The following is a 15,545-nucleotide window of genomic DNA, read 5'->3' on the forward strand; positions in this document are numbered from 1 at the left end:
TGCGAAGTCGGTCAAAATCTATCTAGCATCCCCGTCATTCAACTGCGAACCTTTCATTCCAACATGCGTGTAAGTAGCCAGATTCGACTAACATTCAATCAGGATCATCCTGCTCCACATGAGGATGACGGCTCTGGTTTAGCTGTGCAGGAAGCCAAGCCGGCGCTGCAGGCTCCACCTATGTATAAGGTGGTTTTGTTTAACGATGACTACACGCCGATGGATTTCGTGGTCGAAGTGCTCGAGGTGTTTTTCAACCTGAATCGGGAGCTAGCGACCAAGGTCATGCTGGCCGTCCATACCGAGGGGCGGGCAGTGTGCGGAGTGTTCACCCGCGATATCGCTGAGACCAAGGCAATGCAGGTCAACCAGTACGCAAGGGAAAGCCAGCATCCGCTACTCTGTGAGATCGAGAAGGACGGTTAATTCCGACTGCTTGGGTATGAGGTGAAGCTATGTTAAATCGAGAGCTCGAAGTCACCCTCAATCTGGCCTTCAAGGAGGCCCGCACCAAGCGTCATGAGTTCATGACGGTTGAGCACCTACTGTTGGCGCTATTGGACAACGAAGCCGCTGCTGGCGTGCTGCGCGCTTGCGGCGCCAATCTGGACAAGCTGCGGCATGATCTGCAGGAGTTCATCGACTCCACCACGCCATTGATCCCTCAGCATGACGAGGAGCGTGAAACTCAGCCGACACTGGGCTTCCAGCGCGTACTGCAGCGCGCGGTTTTCCATGTGCAGAGTTCCGGCAAGCGCGAAGTGACCGGCGCCAATGTGCTGGTGGCGATTTTCAGCGAGCAGGAAAGCCAGGCGGTATTCCTGCTCAAACAGCAAAGCGTTGCCCGCATCGACGTGGTCAACTTCATTGCCCATGGTATTTCCAAGGTTCCGGGGCACGCCGATCATTCGGAAAGTGACCAGGATATGCAGGATGAAGAGGGTGGCGAGTCCACTTCCTCGAGCAATCCGCTGGATGCCTACGCCAGCAATCTCAATGAGCTGGCGCGCCTGGGGCGCATCGATCCGCTGGTCGGGCGTGAATCCGAGGTCGAGCGCGTTGCGCAGATCCTCGCGCGGCGACGCAAGAACAATCCGTTGCTGGTGGGCGAGGCCGGGGTCGGCAAGACTGCCATCGCCGAAGGCCTGGCCAAGCGTATCGTCGACGGCCAGGTGCCGGATCTGCTGGCGGACAGCGTCGTGTACTCCCTGGATCTCGGCGCGTTACTGGCCGGCACCAAGTACCGCGGCGACTTCGAGAAGCGTTTCAAGGCCTTGCTCAACGAGTTGCGCAAGCGTCCGCATGCGATCCTGTTCATCGATGAGATCCACACCATAATCGGTGCCGGTGCGGCGTCGGGTGGTGTGATGGATGCGTCCAATCTGCTCAAGCCGATGCTGTCTTCCGGGGAAATCCGTTGCATCGGCTCGACCACCTTTCAGGAGTTTCGCGGCATCTTCGAGAAGGACCGCGCGCTGGCGCGGCGCTTCCAGAAAGTGGATGTCAGCGAGCCGTCGGTGGAGGACACCATCGGTATCCTGCGCGGCCTCAAGGCGCGGTTCGAGCAGCATCACAGCATCGAGTACAGCGATGAGTCGCTGCGTGCCGCCGCTGAACTGGCATCGCGTTATATCAACGATCGCCACATGCCGGACAAGGCCATCGACGTGATCGACGAGGCGGGCGCCTACCAGCGTCTGCAGCCGTTGGAGAAGCGGGTCAAGCGCATCGAGGTGGTGCATGTGGAGGATATCGTCGCGAAGATCGCGCGTATTCCGCCCAAGCATGTCAACAGTTCGGACAAGGAGCTGCTGCGCAACCTGGAGCGTGACCTGAAGCTGACGGTGTTCGGTCAGGATGCGGCGATCGACTCGCTGTCCACGGCCATCAAGCTGTCTCGTGCGGGCTTGAAGTCGCCAGATAAGCCAGTGGGTTCGTTCTTGTTCGCCGGGCCTACCGGTGTCGGCAAGACCGAAGCGGCACGGCAGCTGGCCAAGGCCATGGGTATCGAGCTGGTGCGTTTCGATATGTCCGAGTACATGGAGCGCCACACGGTTTCCCGTCTGATCGGTGCGCCGCCGGGCTATGTCGGTTTCGATCAGGGTGGCCTGTTGACTGAGGCCATCACCAAGCAGCCGCACTGCGTACTGCTGCTGGATGAAATCGAGAAAGCGCATCCGGAGGTCTTCAACCTGCTGTTGCAGGTGATGGATCACGGCACCTTGACTGACAACAACGGGCGCAAGGCGGATTTCCGCAATGTCATCCTGATCATGACCACCAACGCGGGCGCTGAAACGGCGGCGCGGGCCTCTATCGGCTTCACCCATCAAGATCACTCCACGGATGCCATGGAAGTGATCAAGAAGAGTTTCACGCCGGAGTTCCGCAACCGTCTGGATACCATTATCCAGTTTGGCCGCCTGAGCCATGAAGTGATCAAGAGCGTGGTCGACAAGTTCCTCACCGAGCTGCAGGCGCAACTCGAGGACAAGCACGTCACGCTCGAAGTCAGTGATGCGGCGCGTGGTTGGCTGGCTGCCGGTGGCTACGACACGCAGATGGGTGCCCGGCCTATGGCTCGCCTGATCCAGGACAAGATCAAGCGTCCGCTGGCCGAGGAGATTCTCTTCGGGGAGTTGGCTGAGCATGGTGGTGTGGTGCACATCGATGTCAAAGACGGCGAGCTGACTTTCGACTTCGAGACCACGGCGGAAATGGCCTAGCCATTAACCGGAGGCAAACAAAAACGCCCGGCAATGCCGGGCGTTTTCATTAGGACTGGCTTAGCGCGCGCGGTAAGTAATGCGGCCCTTGCTCAGGTCATAGGGCGTCAATTCAACACGTACTTTGTCGCCGGTCAGGATGCGGATGTAATTTTTACGCATCTTGCCGGAAATGTGCGCGGTTACGACGTGCCCATTTTCCAACTCCACACGGAACATGGTGTTGGGCAGGGTGTCGACGACAGTGCCTTCCATTTCGAAGCTGTCTTCTTTCGACATGCAGTAAAGCCCTCGGTATCCAATGAATGGCCCGGTGCAACTGGCGCCAGGCAAAAGCGGCGTGCATTGTGCCCGAAAATAGTGGCTCCCGCCAAGGTAATTAGGCTCTGTCGAGGTTTATTGGCGAGCCGCATCGCCCTCTGAGGGCGCGCCAGGCGGGCTATGGTTGTGTCCCTTGTCGGGGCTTGCATGGCGGCATGGCGCGCTTTCAGGCGCAACGCGAAGGGGGGAGGCCGTCGTTACGGGGCAGTAGAGCCTATGAAAGGGTAATCCAGCGCTGATTGACGAACAGTTCAATGGGGCGGTATTGGGTCTTGTAGTTCATCTTCCGGCAGCTCTTGATCCAGTAACCCAGGTAGACCGCCTGTAAATCCAGGCGCGCGGCTTCACCGATCTGCCAGAGGATGGCGTAGCGACCCAGGCTGCGGCGCTCTTCATCGGGGTCGTAGAAGGTGTAGACCGCGGAAAGGCCGTTGGGTAGCGCGTCGGTGACGGCCACTGCGAGCAGACGACCGTCCAGCCGGAACTCGTAAAAACGTGAAAAAGGCAGGTCGCGAACCAGGAATGTGGTGAATTGGTCGCGATTGGGTGGGTACATATCGCCATCGGCGTGGCGCTGTTCGATGTAGCGCGCATAGAGCGCGTAATACTCTTCGCTGAAAGTTGGGCGCACGGCGCGCACCTGAAGCCCTTCATTGCGCTTGAGGATGCGCCGTTGCTGGCGGTTGGGGTTGAACAGCGCGGCGGGAATGCGTGCCGGCACGCAGGCGGTGCAGCGCTGGCAATGTGGGCGGTAGAGGTGATCGCCGCTGCGGCGGAAGCCCATTTCCGACAGCTCAGCGTAGACCTCCACATCCATTGGCTGGCTGGGGTCGAGGAACAGCGTAGTGGCCTGTTCCTCGGGCAGATAGCTGCAAGGATGTGGCTGAGTGGCGTAAAACTTGAGGCGGGCCAACTCGGTCATGGTGAACCCTCAAGAGAGCCTTGGAGTAAGTGTATGCCAGGCTGCCGGACTCGCCTAGGCAAGCCAGTTCGCCGTATTCGCTCGGTCGAGATGGCGGGCCAGGTAAGCGGCAAATTCGGCGCGGGGAATGGCGCGGGCGCCAAAGCTGTGCAGGTGCTGGGTGTGCATTTGGCAGTCGATCAGCACAAAACCCCAGGCCCGCAAATGTTCGACCAGCGTGGCAAAGCCGACCTTGGACGCATTGTCGGCGCGGCTGAACATCGACTCCCCGAAAAACAGCTGCCCCATCGCCAGCCCGTAAAGCCCGCCCACCAGTTCGCCGTCGAGCCATACTTCGACCGAGTGGGCAATGCCGTGCTGGTGCAGTTGCAGATACGCCGTTTGGATGCTGGAGGTGATCCAGGTGCCATCGGCATAGCTGCGCGGCGCGGCGCAGGCCTGGATCACCGCCGCGAAGTCCTGATCGAAGGTCACCTGGTAGCGGCCTTGGCGCAGGATTTTGCCCAGGCTGCGGGAAATGTGCAGTTCGCCCGGAAACAACACGGTGCGCGGGTCCGGTGACCACCAGAGGATTGGCTGTCCGTCCTGGAACCAGGGAAAGCAGCCATGGCGGTAGGCCTGCACCAGGCGCTCGGCGCTCAGGTCGCCACCGGCTGCCAGCAGGCCGTTGGGCTCGCGCAGGGCTTTGTCCAGAGGTGGGAAATCAAGGGTGTCGCGCTGGAGCCAGGTCAGCATGGCAATGTCGGCGGAAGAGGGGAGGGAGAAGACGGGCGCGGTACGCCCGTCTGCGGGGCTCAGAGGTCGAGGAATTTCTCGACATCGAGCGCGGCCATGCAGCCGGCGCCAGCCGAGGTGATGGCCTGGCGATACACGTGGTCGGCGACATCGCCGGCCGCGAAGACGCCTTCGATGCTGGTGGCGGTGGCGTTGCCTTCACTGCCTCCCTGGATCAGCAAGTAGCCGTTGCGCATTTCCAGTTGGCCCTGGAACAGGTCGGTGTTGGGTTTGTGGCCGATGGCGATGAACACGCCGGCCAGTGCCAACTCCGAGGTTGCGCCGGTAGCGCTCTCGCGCAAACGGGCACCGGTTACGCCGCTGGCGTCGCCCAGCACTTCATCCAGGTTCTGGTTCCAATGCAGGCGGATATTGCCGTTGGCGGCTTTTTCGAACAGTTTGTCCTGCAGGATTTTCTCGCAACGCAGTTTGTCGCGGCGATGCACCAGGTGCACTTCCTTGGCGATATTGGCCAGGTACAGTGCCTCTTCAACAGCCGTGTTGCCGCCGCCGATCACGGCGACCACCTGGTTGCGATAGAAGAATCCGTCGCAGGTGGCGCAGGCCGATACACCCTTGCCGGCAAAGGCTTCTTCCGACGGCAGGCCGAGGTACTGGGCCGAGGCGCCGGTGGCGATGATCAAGGCGTCGCAGGTATAAGTGCCGCTGTCACCCTTGAGCGTGAAGGGGCGCTGCTGCAACTCGGCGGTGTGGATGTGGTCGTAGACTATCTCGGTATCGAAGCGTTCGGCATGCTTCTGCATGCGCTCCATCAATACCGGGCCGGTCAGGCCTTCGACATCGCCCGGCCAGTTGTCCACCTCGACCGTGGTGGTCAGTTGGCCGCCAGGTTGGATGCCGGTGATGACCAGAGGCTTGAGGTTGGCGCGGGCAGCGTATACGGCAGCGCTGTAGCCGGCAGGGCCTGAGCCCAGGATGATCAGGCGTGAATGCTTGACTTCGCTCATATAAACACCTCATAAGCCTTTGTCACAAAAGAGAATGCGTGCTCAAATTGAGCCGCACGGAAGATGCTGTTGGCTATGCTACACCGAAGCGGGAGAGGCCGGCAAAACGCGCCGTAAGCCTATCGCACGGCGTGGCATCAGGCGGGCAAACCCGTACAATAGGCCAAGTTTTCGCCGTCAATCGATTGTTGGGCGCGCCGCAGGCGCAGGAAAAGACGCGTTTTGAAGAACTCCACCACTACCGCTCAAACACCAGTTTGGCGTCAGCAATTGCACTACCGGCTCAAGGAAGGTGCGCTGATCGCGCTGGGTGCGCTCTGTCTCTATCTCTGGATGGCGCTGCTGACCTACGATCAGAACGATCCGGGTTGGACCCATACCAGCAATGTCGTGCAGGTCCAGAATGCCGCCGGCCGCGCCGGTGCCTGGTTCGCCGATATCCTGTTCATGGCCCTCGGTTACTTTGCCTACCTGTTCCCGCTGCTGCTGGCAGTCAAGACCTTGCAGGTCTTCCGTCAGCGCCATCAGCCGTGGCAGTGGAGTGGCTGGCTGTTCTCCTGGCGGCTGATCGGCCTGGTGTTCCTGGTGCTGTCTGGCGCGGCCCTGGCTTATATCCACTTTCATTCCGGCGCCAGCATGCCCGCTTCGGCAGGCGGCGCATTGGGCGAGAGCCTGGGGCAGCTGGCCGTTTCTGCGCTGAATGTGCAGGGCAGCACCTTGCTGTTCATCGCCTTGTTCCTGTTTGGTCTGACGGTGTTCAGTGACTTGTCCTGGTTCAAGGTCATGGATTTGACCGGCAAGATCACCCTCGATCTGTTCGAGCTGATCCAGAGCGCCATCAACAGCTGGTGGAGTTCGCGGGTCGAGCGCAAGCAATTGGTCGCTCAGTTGCGCGAAGTCGATGAGCGGGTCAGCGAAGTGGCTGCGCCGATGGTGCACGACCGCCGTGAACAGGCGAAGGTCAAGGAACGCCTGATCGAGCGCGAGGAGGCCCTGACCAAGCACATGAGCGAGCGCGAAAAGCGTCCGGCACCGGTGATCACCCCGCCCGCCGCGCCTAAAGCCGTTGAACCGAGCAAGCGCGTGCAAAAAGAGAAGCAGGCGCCGCTGTTCGTCGATAGCGCCGTGGAAGGCACACTGCCGCCGATTTCGATCCTCGATGTGGCCGAGAAGAAGCAGAAGAAATTCTCGCCCGAGTCGCTGGAGGCCATGTCGCGCCTGCTGGAGATCAAGCTCAAGGAGTTCGGTGTCGAGGTGATGGTCGAGTCTGTGCATCCCGGCCCGGTTATCACCCGTTTTGAAATCCAGTTGGCCGCAGGCGTCAAGGTCAGCCGCATTTCCGGTCTGGCCAAGGACCTGGCGCGCTCGATGGCGATCATCAGCGTGCGCGTGGTCGAGGTCATCCCGGGCAAGACCACTGTGGGCATCGAGGTACCCAACGAGGACCGGCAGATCGTGCGCTTCTCCGAGGTGCTGTCCTCGCCGGAATACGATGACGCCAAGTCGCCGGTGACCCTGGCGCTGGGCCATGACATCGGTGGTCGGCCGGTGATCACTGACCTGGCGAAGATGCCGCACCTGCTGGTGGCCGGTACCACCGGCTCCGGTAAGTCGGTGGGGGTCAACGCGATGATCCTGTCGATTCTGTTCAAGTCGACGCCGGAAGAGGCGCGCCTGATCATGATCGACCCGAAAATGCTCGAGTTGTCGATCTACGAAGGCATCCCGCACTTGCTCTGTCCAGTCGTCACCGACATGAAAGAGGCGGCCAACGCGCTGCGTTGGAGCGTGGCCGAGATGGAGCGGCGCTACAAACTCATGTCGAAAATGGGTGTGCGCAACCTGGCCGGCTTCAACCGCAAGGTCAAGGATGCGGAAGAGGCGGGCGAGCCACTGGTCGACCCGCTCTACAAGCGCGAAAGCATTCACGACGAAGCGCCGTTCCTGAAGACCCTGCCGACCATAGTGGTCGTAGTCGACGAATTCGCCGACATGATGATGATCGTCGGCAAGAAGGTCGAAGAGCTGATCGCACGTATCGCCCAGAAGGCGCGGGCGGCGGGCATTCACCTGATCCTCGCCACGCAGCGACCGTCGGTGGATGTGATCACCGGTCTGATCAAGGCCAACATCCCCACGCGCATGGCGTTCCAGGTTTCCAGCAAGATCGACTCGCGGACCATCCTCGACCAGGGCGGTGCCGAACAACTGCTCGGTCATGGCGACATGCTCTACCTGCCGCCCGGTACCGGCCTGCCGATCCGCGTTCACGGCGCCTTCGTTTCCGACGAAGAGGTCCATCGCGTGGTCGAAGCCTGGAAATTGCGCGGTTCGCCTGACTACATCGAAGACATTCTCGCGGGCGTTGAAGAACCGGGCAGCGGCTTTGACGGCGGCGGCGAAGGTGGCAGCGAAGGCAGTGAAGACGATCCGTTGTATGACGAAGCCGTGCGCTTCGTCACCGAGAGCCGTCGGGCTTCGATTTCCGCCGTGCAGCGCAAGCTGAAAATTGGCTACAACCGCGCCGCACGCATGGTCGAAGCCATGGAAATGGCCGGCGTAGTGACGTCGATGAACACCAACGGCTCCCGTGAAGTGATTGCGCCGGGCCCGACCCGCGATTAACGCCTACCCATGGACTCAATGAGGATTTACATGCGCCTTTTCCGCATGCTGTTGCTGGCAGCCATGGCCTTTGCCGCCATCCCGGTCCAGGCCGACGACGAAGCTGCCGTGCAGCGCCTGACCCAACTGCTCAGCCAGGCGCAGACCATCACTGCGCGCTTCTCCCAGCTGACCCTCGATGGCACCGGCACCCAATTGCAGGAAACCGCCGGCGAGCTGTCCCTCAAGCGCCCGGGCCTGTTCCGCTGGCATACCGACGCGCCGCAGGAGCAGTTGCTGGTGTCCAACGGCCAGAAAGTCTGGCTGTACGACCCGGACCTGCAGCAGGTGACGATTCAAAAGCTCGACCAGCGCCTGACCCATACCCCGGCCTTGCTGCTCTCCGGCGATGTCTCGCAGATTCGTCAGAACTTCGATATCAGCTTCAAGGAAGCCGGCGATGTAGTGGACTTCACCCTCAAGCCGAAAGCCAAGGACACGCTGTTCGATAACCTGCGACTGTCCTTTCGCAAGGGCGTGATCAACGACATGCAGCTGATCGACAGCGTCGGCCAGCGCACCAATATCCTGTTCCTCGGGGTGAAAATGAACGCGGCGCTGGACGCCGGCCAGTTCACGTTCGACGTCCCGGCTGGCGCGGACGTGATCCAAGAGTAAACGCTGACGCATAAGAGGTGCTGATTCCCGCCCATGGACCTGTTCCGTAATACCCCCGTCGCTCAACCCCTGGCCGCCCGCCTGCGCGCAGCCAGCCTGGATGAGTACGTCGGTCAGGAGCACCTGTTGGCCCGGGGCAAGCCGCTGCGCGAGGCGCTGGAGCAGGGCGCGCTGCACTCGATGATCTTCTGGGGCCCGCCAGGCGTCGGCAAGACCACCTTGGCGCGTCTGCTGGCGCAGGTTTCCGATGCGCATTTCGAAACGCTCTCGGCGGTGCTGTCCGGGGTCAAGGAAATCCGCCAGGCGGTGGAGATCGCCCAGCAGCATGCGGCGCAGTACGGTCGCCGGACCATCCTCTTCGTCGATGAAGTGCACCGCTTCAACAAGTCGCAGCAGGATGCCTTTCTGCCCTATGTGGAAGACGGCACGCTGATATTCATCGGCGCCACCACCGAGAACCCCTCGTTCGAGCTGAACAACGCGCTGCTGTCGCGCGCCCGCGTCTATGTGCTGAAAAGCCTGGACGAAGAGGCGATGCGCAAACTGGTCGCGCGCGCGCTGAACGAGCCGAAAGGCCTGGGCGACCGGCACCTGAGCCTGCCGGACGAGAGTTTCAAGATTCTTCTGGCCGCCGCCGATGGCGATGGTCGGCGGCTGCTGAATTTCCTCGAGAACGCCGCCGACCTGACCGAAGACGACAGTGAAATCAGCGTCGAACTGCTGCAGAACCTATTGGGTGACAGCCGCCGCCGTTTCGACAAGGGCGGCGAAGCCTTCTACGACCAGATTTCCGCGCTGCACAAGTCGGTCCGTGGCTCCAGCCCGGACGGCGCCCTGTACTGGTTCGCGCGCATGCTCGACGGTGGCTGCGACCCGCTGTACATCGCCCGCCGCGTGGTGCGCATGGCCAGCGAAGACATCGGCAACGCCGACCCGCGGGCGCTGAGCCTGTGCCTGTCCGCCTGGGATGTGCAAGAGCGCCTGGGCAGCCCGGAAGGCGAGCTGGCGGTGGCGCAGGCGCTGGTCTATCTGGCCTGCGCGCCGAAGAGCAACGCGGTGTACAACGCTTTCAAGGCCGCGATGCGCGATGCCACCGAGCACGGCTCGCTGGAAGTGCCGCTGCACCTGCGCAATGCGCCGACCAAGTTGATGAAAGAGCTGGGTTACGGCGACGAATACCGCTATGCCCACGATGAGCCGGACGCCTATGCCGCTGGCGAAGACTACTTTCCCGACAACCTCGAGCCGCGCCAGTATTACCAGCCGGTGCCGCGCGGCCTGGAACTGAAGATCCGCGACAAGCTGAATCATCTTGCGGCGCAGGATCGCGCCAGCCCGCGGCAACGGAGAAAGTCATGATTCGCGTGATTTTTGCGGTCGCCGTGGGCGGCGCTGCGGGTACTTTGTTGCGCTTCGCGACTGCCAACTGGATCACCGCCCGGTGGCCGCAGCACTTCAACCTCGGCACCTTGCTGGTCAACCTGGTCGGTTGCCTGCTGGTCGGCTACCTCTATGGCTTGTTCCTGATTCGTCCGGAAATCCCCCTCGAGTTGCGCGCCGGCTTGATCGTCGGTTTTCTCGGTGGCCTGACGACATTTTCCTCCTTTTCCCTCGACACGCTGCGCCTGCTGGAAAGCGGGCAGTTGCCACTGGCCTTTGGCTATGCGGCGCTCAGCGTGTTCGGCGGCCTGCTCGCCACCTGGGCGGGCTTGTCCCTGACCAAACTCTGATGATGAGAGACGCACATGCTTGATCCCAAACTGATACGTAGCGAACTGCAGGCCATCGCCGAGCGCTTGGCAACCCGCGGTTACCAACTGGACGTGGCGCGTATCGAAGGGCTTGAAGCCCAGCGCAAAAGCGTACAGAGCCGCACCGAGCAACTGCAGGCCGAACGCAACGCGCGCTCCAAGTCCATCGGCCAGGCCAAAGCCCGTGGCGAAGATATCGGCCCGCTGATGGCGGATGTCGATCGCATGGCCGGTGAGCTGAGCAGCGGCAAGCAAGAGTTGGATGCGATCCAGCTCGAACTCGACGGTATCCTGTTAGGTATTCCCAACCTGCCGCACGAGTCGGTGCCGGTCGGTGATGATGAGGAAGGCAACGTCGAAGTGCGCAGTTGGGGCACGCCTAAGGCTTTTGATTTCGAAATCAAAGACCATGTGGCCCTGGGCGAACTGCACGGCTGGCTGGATTTCGAGCGTGCCGCGAAACTCTCGGGCGCGCGTTTCGCCCTGTTGCGCGGGCCGATTGCCCGGCTGCACCGCGCCCTGGCGCAGTTCATGATCAACCTGCACACCGGCGAGCATGGCTACGAAGAGGCTTACACCCCGTACCTGGTGCAGGCCCCCGCGTTGCAAGGCACGGGGCAGTTGCCGAAGTTCGAAGAGGACCTGTTCAAGATCAGCCGCGAAGGCGAGGCCGACCTGTACCTGATCCCGACGGCCGAGGTGTCGCTGACCAATATCGTCAGCGACGAGATTCTCGATGCCAAGCAACTGCCGTTGAAATTCGTCGCCCACACCCCGTGCTTCCGCAGTGAGGCCGGTGCTTCCGGGCGCGACACCCGTGGCATGATCCGCCAGCACCAGTTCGACAAAGTCGAGATGGTGCAGATCGTCGAGCCGAGCAAATCCTATGAAGCGCTGGAAAGCCTGACCGGCAACGCCGAAAGAGTCCTGCAGCTGCTTGAGCTGCCGTACCGCGTACTGGCCCTGTGCACCGGCGACATGGGCTTCAGCGCCACCAAGACCTACGACCTGGAAGTCTGGGTGCCAAGCCAGGACAAGTTTCGCGAGATTTCCTCCTGCTCCAACTGTGGCGACTTCCAGGCCCGGCGCATGCAGGCGCGTTGGCGCAACCCGGAAACCGGCAAGCCGGAACTGCTGCACACCCTCAACGGCTCGGGCCTGGCGGTAGGCCGGACCCTGGTCGCGGTGCTGGAAAACTACCAGCAGGCCGACGGTTCGATCCGGGTGCCGGACGTGCTCAAGCCCTACATGGGCGGCATCGAGGTCATTGGTTAAATGGATTTCCTGCCGCTGTTTCATAACCTGCGTGGCCAGCGCGTCCTGGTGGTCGGTGGCGGCGAAATTGCCTTGCGCAAATCGCGCCTGCTCGCCGACACCGGTGCGGTGCTGCGGGTTGTGGCGCCGCAGATCGAAGCGCAACTGGCGGCCTTGGCCCGGCAAAGCGGTGGCGAGCTGCACGAGCGTGGTTATCTCGACACGGACCTGCAGGGCTGTGTGCTGGTTATCGCCGCCACCGATGACGAGCCGCTGAATGCCAGGGTGTCGCAGGATGCACGTGGGCGCGGCATGCCGGTCAATGTGGTCGATGCGCCGGCCCTGTGCAGCGTGATTTTTCCGGCCATCGTCGACCGCTCGCCGCTGCTGGTGGCGGTTTCCAGCGGTGGCGATGCGCCGGTGCTGGCGCGCTTGATTCGCGCCAAGCTGGAAACCTGGATTCCCGCCAGTTATGGCCAGTTGGCCGGTCTGGCCAAACGTTTTCGCAGCCAGGTCAAGGATCTGCTGCCGGACCTGCAGCAGCGCCGGGTGTTCTGGGAGGATGTATTCCAGGGCCCGATCGCTGAACGCATGCTGGCCGGGCAGGGCGCCGAAGCCGAGAAAATGCTGCAAGGCAAGCTCAGCGGCGCGCTACCCAAAGTGCGCGGCGAGGTCTACCTGGTCGGTGCCGGCCCTGGCGACCCGGACCTGCTGACCTTTCGCGCCCTGCGGCTGATGCAGCAGGCCGATGTGGTGCTCTATGACCGCCTGGTCGCGCCGGCGATCATCGAGCTGTGTCGCCGCGATGCCGAACGCATTTACGTCGGTAAGCAGCGCGCCGAACATGCCTTGCCGCAGGAGCAGCTCAACCGCCAACTGGTCGAGCTGGCCAGGCAAGGCAAGCGCGTGCTGCGCCTGAAGGGCGGCGATCCGTTCATTTTCGGCCGTGGCGGCGAAGAGATCGAAGAGCTGGCCGCCAACGGCATTCCCTTCCAGGTGGTACCGGGCATCACCGCCGCCAGCGGTTGTGCGGCCTATGCCGGCATTCCGCTGACCCACCGCGACTATGCCCAGTCCGTGCGTTTCGTTACCGGGCATTTGAAGGATGGCAGTTGCGACCTGCCCTGGGTCGACCTGGTGGCACCGGGGCAAACCCTGGTGTTCTACATGGGGTTGGTCGGGTTACCGCTTATCTGCGAGCAACTGATCAAGCACGGCCGCGCCAGCAGTACGCCGGCCGCCTTGATTCAGCAGGGCACCACCGTGAATCAGCGGGTGTTTACCGGCACTTTGGCCAATCTGCCGGAGCTGGTGGGGCAGCATGAAGTGCATGCGCCAACGCTGGTGATCGTCGGCGAAGTGGTCAGCCTGCGGGAGAAGCTGGCCTGGTTCGAAGGCGCTCAAGAGCAGGTGTAGGGCGGGTGAACCCGCGCGGTATAAACCAATGACTGGCCGAGGTTGTTGCGTTGCTTTATTTGGCGGGGTTCACCCGCCTACAAGGCATACAGTTTAATGCCGATGGTTCGAACGAATGGCGCAAAATACGCCGCTTTAGCATCGGCTAAATCGATTGGTTGCGCGCATCCCAGTACTGCTGGGCCTGGGTAAAGGCCGCTTCGCGCGGTGTACCCAGCCCGCGCAGCGCCAGCGCCATGGTGGCCTGCACGGCCAGTTGGCCATACGCGTCATCGACTTCGCCCTTCCAGAAGGCGCGCAGATGATCCGGTTCGAGGCTTTCCGGTTTGACGTGGCGTTGCGCCGAGAGCGCCGGCCATTCCTCATCCCAGCTGCTGCCGCCGGTCGTGCCGTACAGGTGCGAGCTGACGTCCGGATTGATTTCGATCTCGCCGCCATCGCCTTTGATCACGATGCTGTGATCGCCGAGCAACTGGCTGGCCTCGCGGTGCGCGGCCTGATAGCCCGGATGGAAGATGCTCTGCAGGCCGCAGCGTGCATTCAGCGGGTTGAGCACGCGGGTCAGGGAGTGGATCGGCGAACGCAGGCCCAGGGTGTTGCGCAGATCGATCATCCGTTGCAGTTGCGGCATCCAGTCGACCAGCGGGCTGAACGCGAGGTTATGCCGCTCGAGCGCCTGGTTGACCGCCGCCCAGTTGCGGCAAAGCGGGATGCCCAGCAATTCGAGCAGTTGTTCGCTGTACAGCCGCCCGGCGGTGTGCGCGCCGCCGCCATGCATGAGGATGCGCACACCGTTGTTGGCCAGGCATTTGGCGGCCAGCAGGTACCAGGGCAGATGGCGTTTCTTGCCGGCGTAGGTCGGCCAGTCCAGGTCCACGGCGATGGCCGGGGCGCCTAGGCGTGCGCGAACGGCCTGGGTGAAGCCGGCCAGTTCCTCGGGGCTTTCCTCTTTGTAGCGCATCAGCATCAGAAAGGCGCCGAGTTGGGTATCTTCGATTGTGCCGTCGAGCAGCATGCCCATTGCCTCGCGGGCTTCATCCTGGGTCATGTTGCGGGCACCGCGCTTGCCTTTGCCGAGGATGCGCACGTACTGGGCGAAAGGGTGCTCGGCTGGGGTGCTCAGGGTCAGGGGTTGCGGATTCATAGGCAATTGGTCGGCTTCGGCAGGCCCGCCAGTTTGGCGGCGAGTTTGGCTGGGGTGCCTTTGAACAGGCGGTTGAGGTGCAGGCTGTTGCCTTTTTCCGGTCCGAGTTTCAGCGCCACATACTTGATCAGCGGGCGGGTGGCCGGAGAAAGCTGGTATTCGCCATAGAAGGCCCGCAGCAGTTGCAGGACCTCCCAGTGCTCGGCGCTCAGCGGCAATGCTTCCTGCATGGCCAGGGCTTCGGCGACAGCCGGCGACCAGTCGCTCAGTTCGACCAGGTAGCCGTCCTTGTCCAGCGCGATGCGGCGCTCATCGACTATCAAGGCGCTCATAGCCAGCTGTTGACCTTGGCAAAGCGCGTGCAGATATCGACAAAACCCGGGTAGTCGAGCGCCTGCATACGGGCCGGGGTGCTCAGGGCGCGGGCCTGCAGGTCTTCGTCGAGGGCAAACAGCGCAACGCTGGCGGGCAGCAGTTCCAGCGCTTGCAGGTGGGCGCTGCCGGGTTGCAGGGCGTAGGTCGCATCGCCCGTCAGCAGCAGCGCATCCGCAGGGCCGAGCAGGCGCAGGCAACTGCTCAGGCGGCTGTCGCTGAACGGTGAATGGGAGAGGATGTGCAGGGTGGCCATCAGAGGGTGATCACCTGGTCGTAATGGTCGATAAGGGTGGTCAGCGCCGCATCATCCAGGCTTTGCACCGGTAAATTCAGGGCCAGGGTTTCCAGGCCGCGCTCCTGCAGGCTACGCGTGCTGGCATAGAGCGACTCCACGCCGAACAGTGGCAGGGCCTGAAGGTTGGCGGTCAGGTCTTTCTGTTGCACTGCGCCGGCCTGCTGGGCCTGGGCGAGCTGGAAGACCCCGTCGTCGAGAAATACCAGGCCGACCGGCAGGTCGAAGGCGCCGCCGGCCAGGGCTATATCCAGCGCCTCGCGGGCGGAGGGGCCGGACCAGGGCGCCTGGCGGCAGATGATCAGGAGTGATTTGGCCAT

At 62.2% G+C, this 15,545-nt stretch carries 16 protein-coding genes; 8 read left to right on the forward strand and 8 right to left on the reverse strand.

Features of this window, described 5'->3' with window-relative positions:
* Nucleotides 1–63 precede the first annotated feature (63 nt).
* Nucleotides 64–426 carry an ATP-dependent Clp protease adapter ClpS gene (gene clpS / locus AC3IYG_RS10010; RefSeq protein ID WP_489313881.1) on the forward strand — a complete coding sequence of 121 codons (363 nt, stop codon included), beginning with the start codon at nucleotides 64–66 and terminating at the stop codon, nucleotides 424–426.
* Nucleotides 427–455: 29 nt separating this feature from the next.
* On the forward strand, nucleotides 456–2,726 hold the full coding sequence (clpA, locus tag AC3IYG_RS10015; RefSeq protein ID WP_489313602.1) for an ATP-dependent Clp protease ATP-binding subunit ClpA: 2,271 nt from the start codon (nucleotides 456–458) through the stop codon (nucleotides 2,724–2,726).
* Between the two features lie 60 nt (nucleotides 2,727–2,786).
* Here the strand turns inward: clpA and infA are convergent, their stop codons facing one another.
* From infA to trxB, 4 genes are all read right to left on the reverse strand, one after another.
* Entirely contained in the window at nucleotides 2,787–3,005 is a 219-nt protein-coding gene (gene infA, locus AC3IYG_RS10020) for a translation initiation factor IF-1 (protein WP_002553999.1), read from the reverse strand.
* A gap of 256 nt (nucleotides 3,006–3,261) precedes the next feature.
* The gene (locus tag AC3IYG_RS10025; RefSeq protein ID WP_489313603.1) at nucleotides 3,262–3,969 is read right to left on the reverse strand and encodes an arginyltransferase; all 708 of its coding nucleotides are present in this window, start codon (nucleotides 3,967–3,969) and stop codon (nucleotides 3,262–3,264) included.
* A gap of 54 nt (nucleotides 3,970–4,023) precedes the next feature.
* Complete coding sequence (gene aat, locus AC3IYG_RS10030; protein ID WP_489313604.1) at nucleotides 4,024–4,704, reverse strand: leucyl/phenylalanyl-tRNA--protein transferase; 681 nt, start codon at nucleotides 4,702–4,704, stop codon at nucleotides 4,024–4,026.
* A 59-nt stretch (nucleotides 4,705–4,763) separates the two neighbouring features.
* Complete coding sequence (gene trxB, locus AC3IYG_RS10035) at nucleotides 4,764–5,711, reverse strand: thioredoxin-disulfide reductase (RefSeq protein ID WP_489313605.1); 948 nt, start codon at nucleotides 5,709–5,711, stop codon at nucleotides 4,764–4,766.
* Nucleotides 5,712–5,891: 180 nt separating this feature from the next.
* Between trxB and ftsK the strand changes: the two genes are divergently transcribed.
* The 6 genes from ftsK to cysG are packed head-to-tail and all read left to right on the forward strand — an operon-like array spanning nucleotide 5,892 to nucleotide 13,414.
* Nucleotides 5,892–8,336: a DNA translocase FtsK gene (gene ftsK, locus AC3IYG_RS10040; protein ID WP_489313882.1), complete on the forward strand. Its 2,445-nt coding sequence runs from the start codon at nucleotides 5,892–5,894 to the stop codon at nucleotides 8,334–8,336.
* Between the two features lie 30 nt (nucleotides 8,337–8,366).
* Nucleotides 8,367–8,993 carry an outer membrane lipoprotein periplasmic chaperone LolA gene (lolA, locus tag AC3IYG_RS10045; protein WP_489313606.1) on the forward strand — a complete coding sequence of 209 codons (627 nt, stop codon included), beginning with the start codon at nucleotides 8,367–8,369 and terminating at the stop codon, nucleotides 8,991–8,993.
* Nucleotides 8,994–9,026: 33 nt separating this feature from the next.
* Nucleotides 9,027–10,352, forward strand: a complete 1,326-nt coding sequence (locus tag AC3IYG_RS10050; RefSeq protein ID WP_489313607.1) for a replication-associated recombination protein A — start codon at nucleotides 9,027–9,029, stop codon at nucleotides 10,350–10,352.
* Entirely contained in the window at nucleotides 10,349–10,723 is a 375-nt protein-coding gene (crcB, locus tag AC3IYG_RS10055) for a fluoride efflux transporter CrcB (protein WP_489313608.1), read from the forward strand. The genes AC3IYG_RS10050 and crcB overlap by 4 nt, the downstream gene beginning before the upstream one ends.
* A 15-nt stretch (nucleotides 10,724–10,738) precedes the next feature.
* Nucleotides 10,739–12,019, forward strand: a complete 1,281-nt coding sequence (gene serS, locus AC3IYG_RS10060; RefSeq protein WP_489313609.1) for a serine--tRNA ligase — start codon at nucleotides 10,739–10,741, stop codon at nucleotides 12,017–12,019.
* Nucleotides 12,020–13,414, forward strand: coding sequence for a siroheme synthase CysG (cysG, locus tag AC3IYG_RS10065; RefSeq protein WP_489313610.1), 1,395 nt, complete (start codon nucleotides 12,020–12,022; stop codon nucleotides 13,412–13,414).
* Between the two features lie 145 nt (nucleotides 13,415–13,559).
* On the opposite strand, the gene AC3IYG_RS10070 is transcribed toward cysG, so the two are convergent.
* The 4 genes from AC3IYG_RS10070 to tusC are packed head-to-tail and all read right to left on the reverse strand — an operon-like array spanning nucleotide 13,560 to nucleotide 15,545.
* A complete protein-coding gene (locus AC3IYG_RS10070) occupies nucleotides 13,560–14,543 on the reverse strand; it encodes a glycosyl transferase family protein (protein WP_489313883.1) in 984 nt (327 codons plus the stop codon).
* An 11-nt stretch (nucleotides 14,544–14,554) separates the two neighbouring features.
* On the reverse strand, nucleotides 14,555–14,890 hold the full coding sequence (locus AC3IYG_RS10075) for a TusE/DsrC/DsvC family sulfur relay protein (protein ID WP_489313611.1): 336 nt from the start codon (nucleotides 14,888–14,890) through the stop codon (nucleotides 14,555–14,557).
* On the reverse strand, nucleotides 14,887–15,186 hold the full coding sequence (tusB, locus tag AC3IYG_RS10080) for a sulfurtransferase complex subunit TusB (RefSeq protein WP_489313612.1): 300 nt from the start codon (nucleotides 15,184–15,186) through the stop codon (nucleotides 14,887–14,889). Before tusB ends, AC3IYG_RS10075 begins: the two co-directional genes overlap by 4 nt.
* Complete coding sequence (gene tusC / locus AC3IYG_RS10085; RefSeq protein WP_489313613.1) at nucleotides 15,186–15,545, reverse strand: sulfurtransferase complex subunit TusC; 360 nt, start codon at nucleotides 15,543–15,545, stop codon at nucleotides 15,186–15,188. The genes tusB and tusC overlap by 1 nt, the downstream gene beginning before the upstream one ends.

It is taken from the genome of Pseudomonas sp. KH_027 (genome assembly GCF_057838565.1).

Bases quoted from the DNA above. Each gene is read 5' to 3' on its own strand.
- lolA (WP_489313606.1), top strand. From the start codon at position 8,367: ATGCGCCTTTTCCGCATGCTGTTGCTGGCAGCCATGGCCTTTGCCGCC.
- clpA (WP_489313602.1), top strand. From the start codon at position 456: ATGTTAAATCGAGAGCTCGAAGTCACCCTCAATCTGGCCTTCAAGGAG.
- crcB (WP_489313608.1), top strand. From the start codon at position 10,349: ATGATTCGCGTGATTTTTGCGGTCGCCGTGGGCGGCGCTGCGGGTACT.
- trxB (WP_489313605.1), bottom strand. From the start codon at position 5,711: ATGAGCGAAGTCAAGCATTCACGCCTGATCATCCTGGGCTCAGGCCCT.
- AC3IYG_RS10050 (WP_489313607.1), top strand. From the start codon at position 9,027: ATGGACCTGTTCCGTAATACCCCCGTCGCTCAACCCCTGGCCGCCCGC.
- cysG (WP_489313610.1), top strand. From the start codon at position 12,020: ATGGATTTCCTGCCGCTGTTTCATAACCTGCGTGGCCAGCGCGTCCTG.
- tusC (WP_489313613.1), bottom strand. From the start codon at position 15,545: ATGGCCAAATCACTCCTGATCATCTGCCGCCAGGCGCCCTGGTCCGGC.
- aat (WP_489313604.1), bottom strand. From the start codon at position 4,704: ATGCTGACCTGGCTCCAGCGCGACACCCTTGATTTCCCACCTCTGGAC.
- tusB (WP_489313612.1), bottom strand. From the start codon at position 15,186: ATGGCCACCCTGCACATCCTCTCCCATTCACCGTTCAGCGACAGCCGC.
- infA (WP_002553999.1), bottom strand. From the start codon at position 3,005: ATGTCGAAAGAAGACAGCTTCGAAATGGAAGGCACTGTCGTCGACACC.
- clpS (WP_489313881.1), top strand. From the start codon at position 64: ATGCGTGTAAGTAGCCAGATTCGACTAACATTCAATCAGGATCATCCT.
- serS (WP_489313609.1), top strand. From the start codon at position 10,739: ATGCTTGATCCCAAACTGATACGTAGCGAACTGCAGGCCATCGCCGAG.
- AC3IYG_RS10025 (WP_489313603.1), bottom strand. From the start codon at position 3,969: ATGACCGAGTTGGCCCGCCTCAAGTTTTACGCCACTCAGCCACATCCT.
- AC3IYG_RS10075 (WP_489313611.1), bottom strand. From the start codon at position 14,890: ATGAGCGCCTTGATAGTCGATGAGCGCCGCATCGCGCTGGACAAGGAC.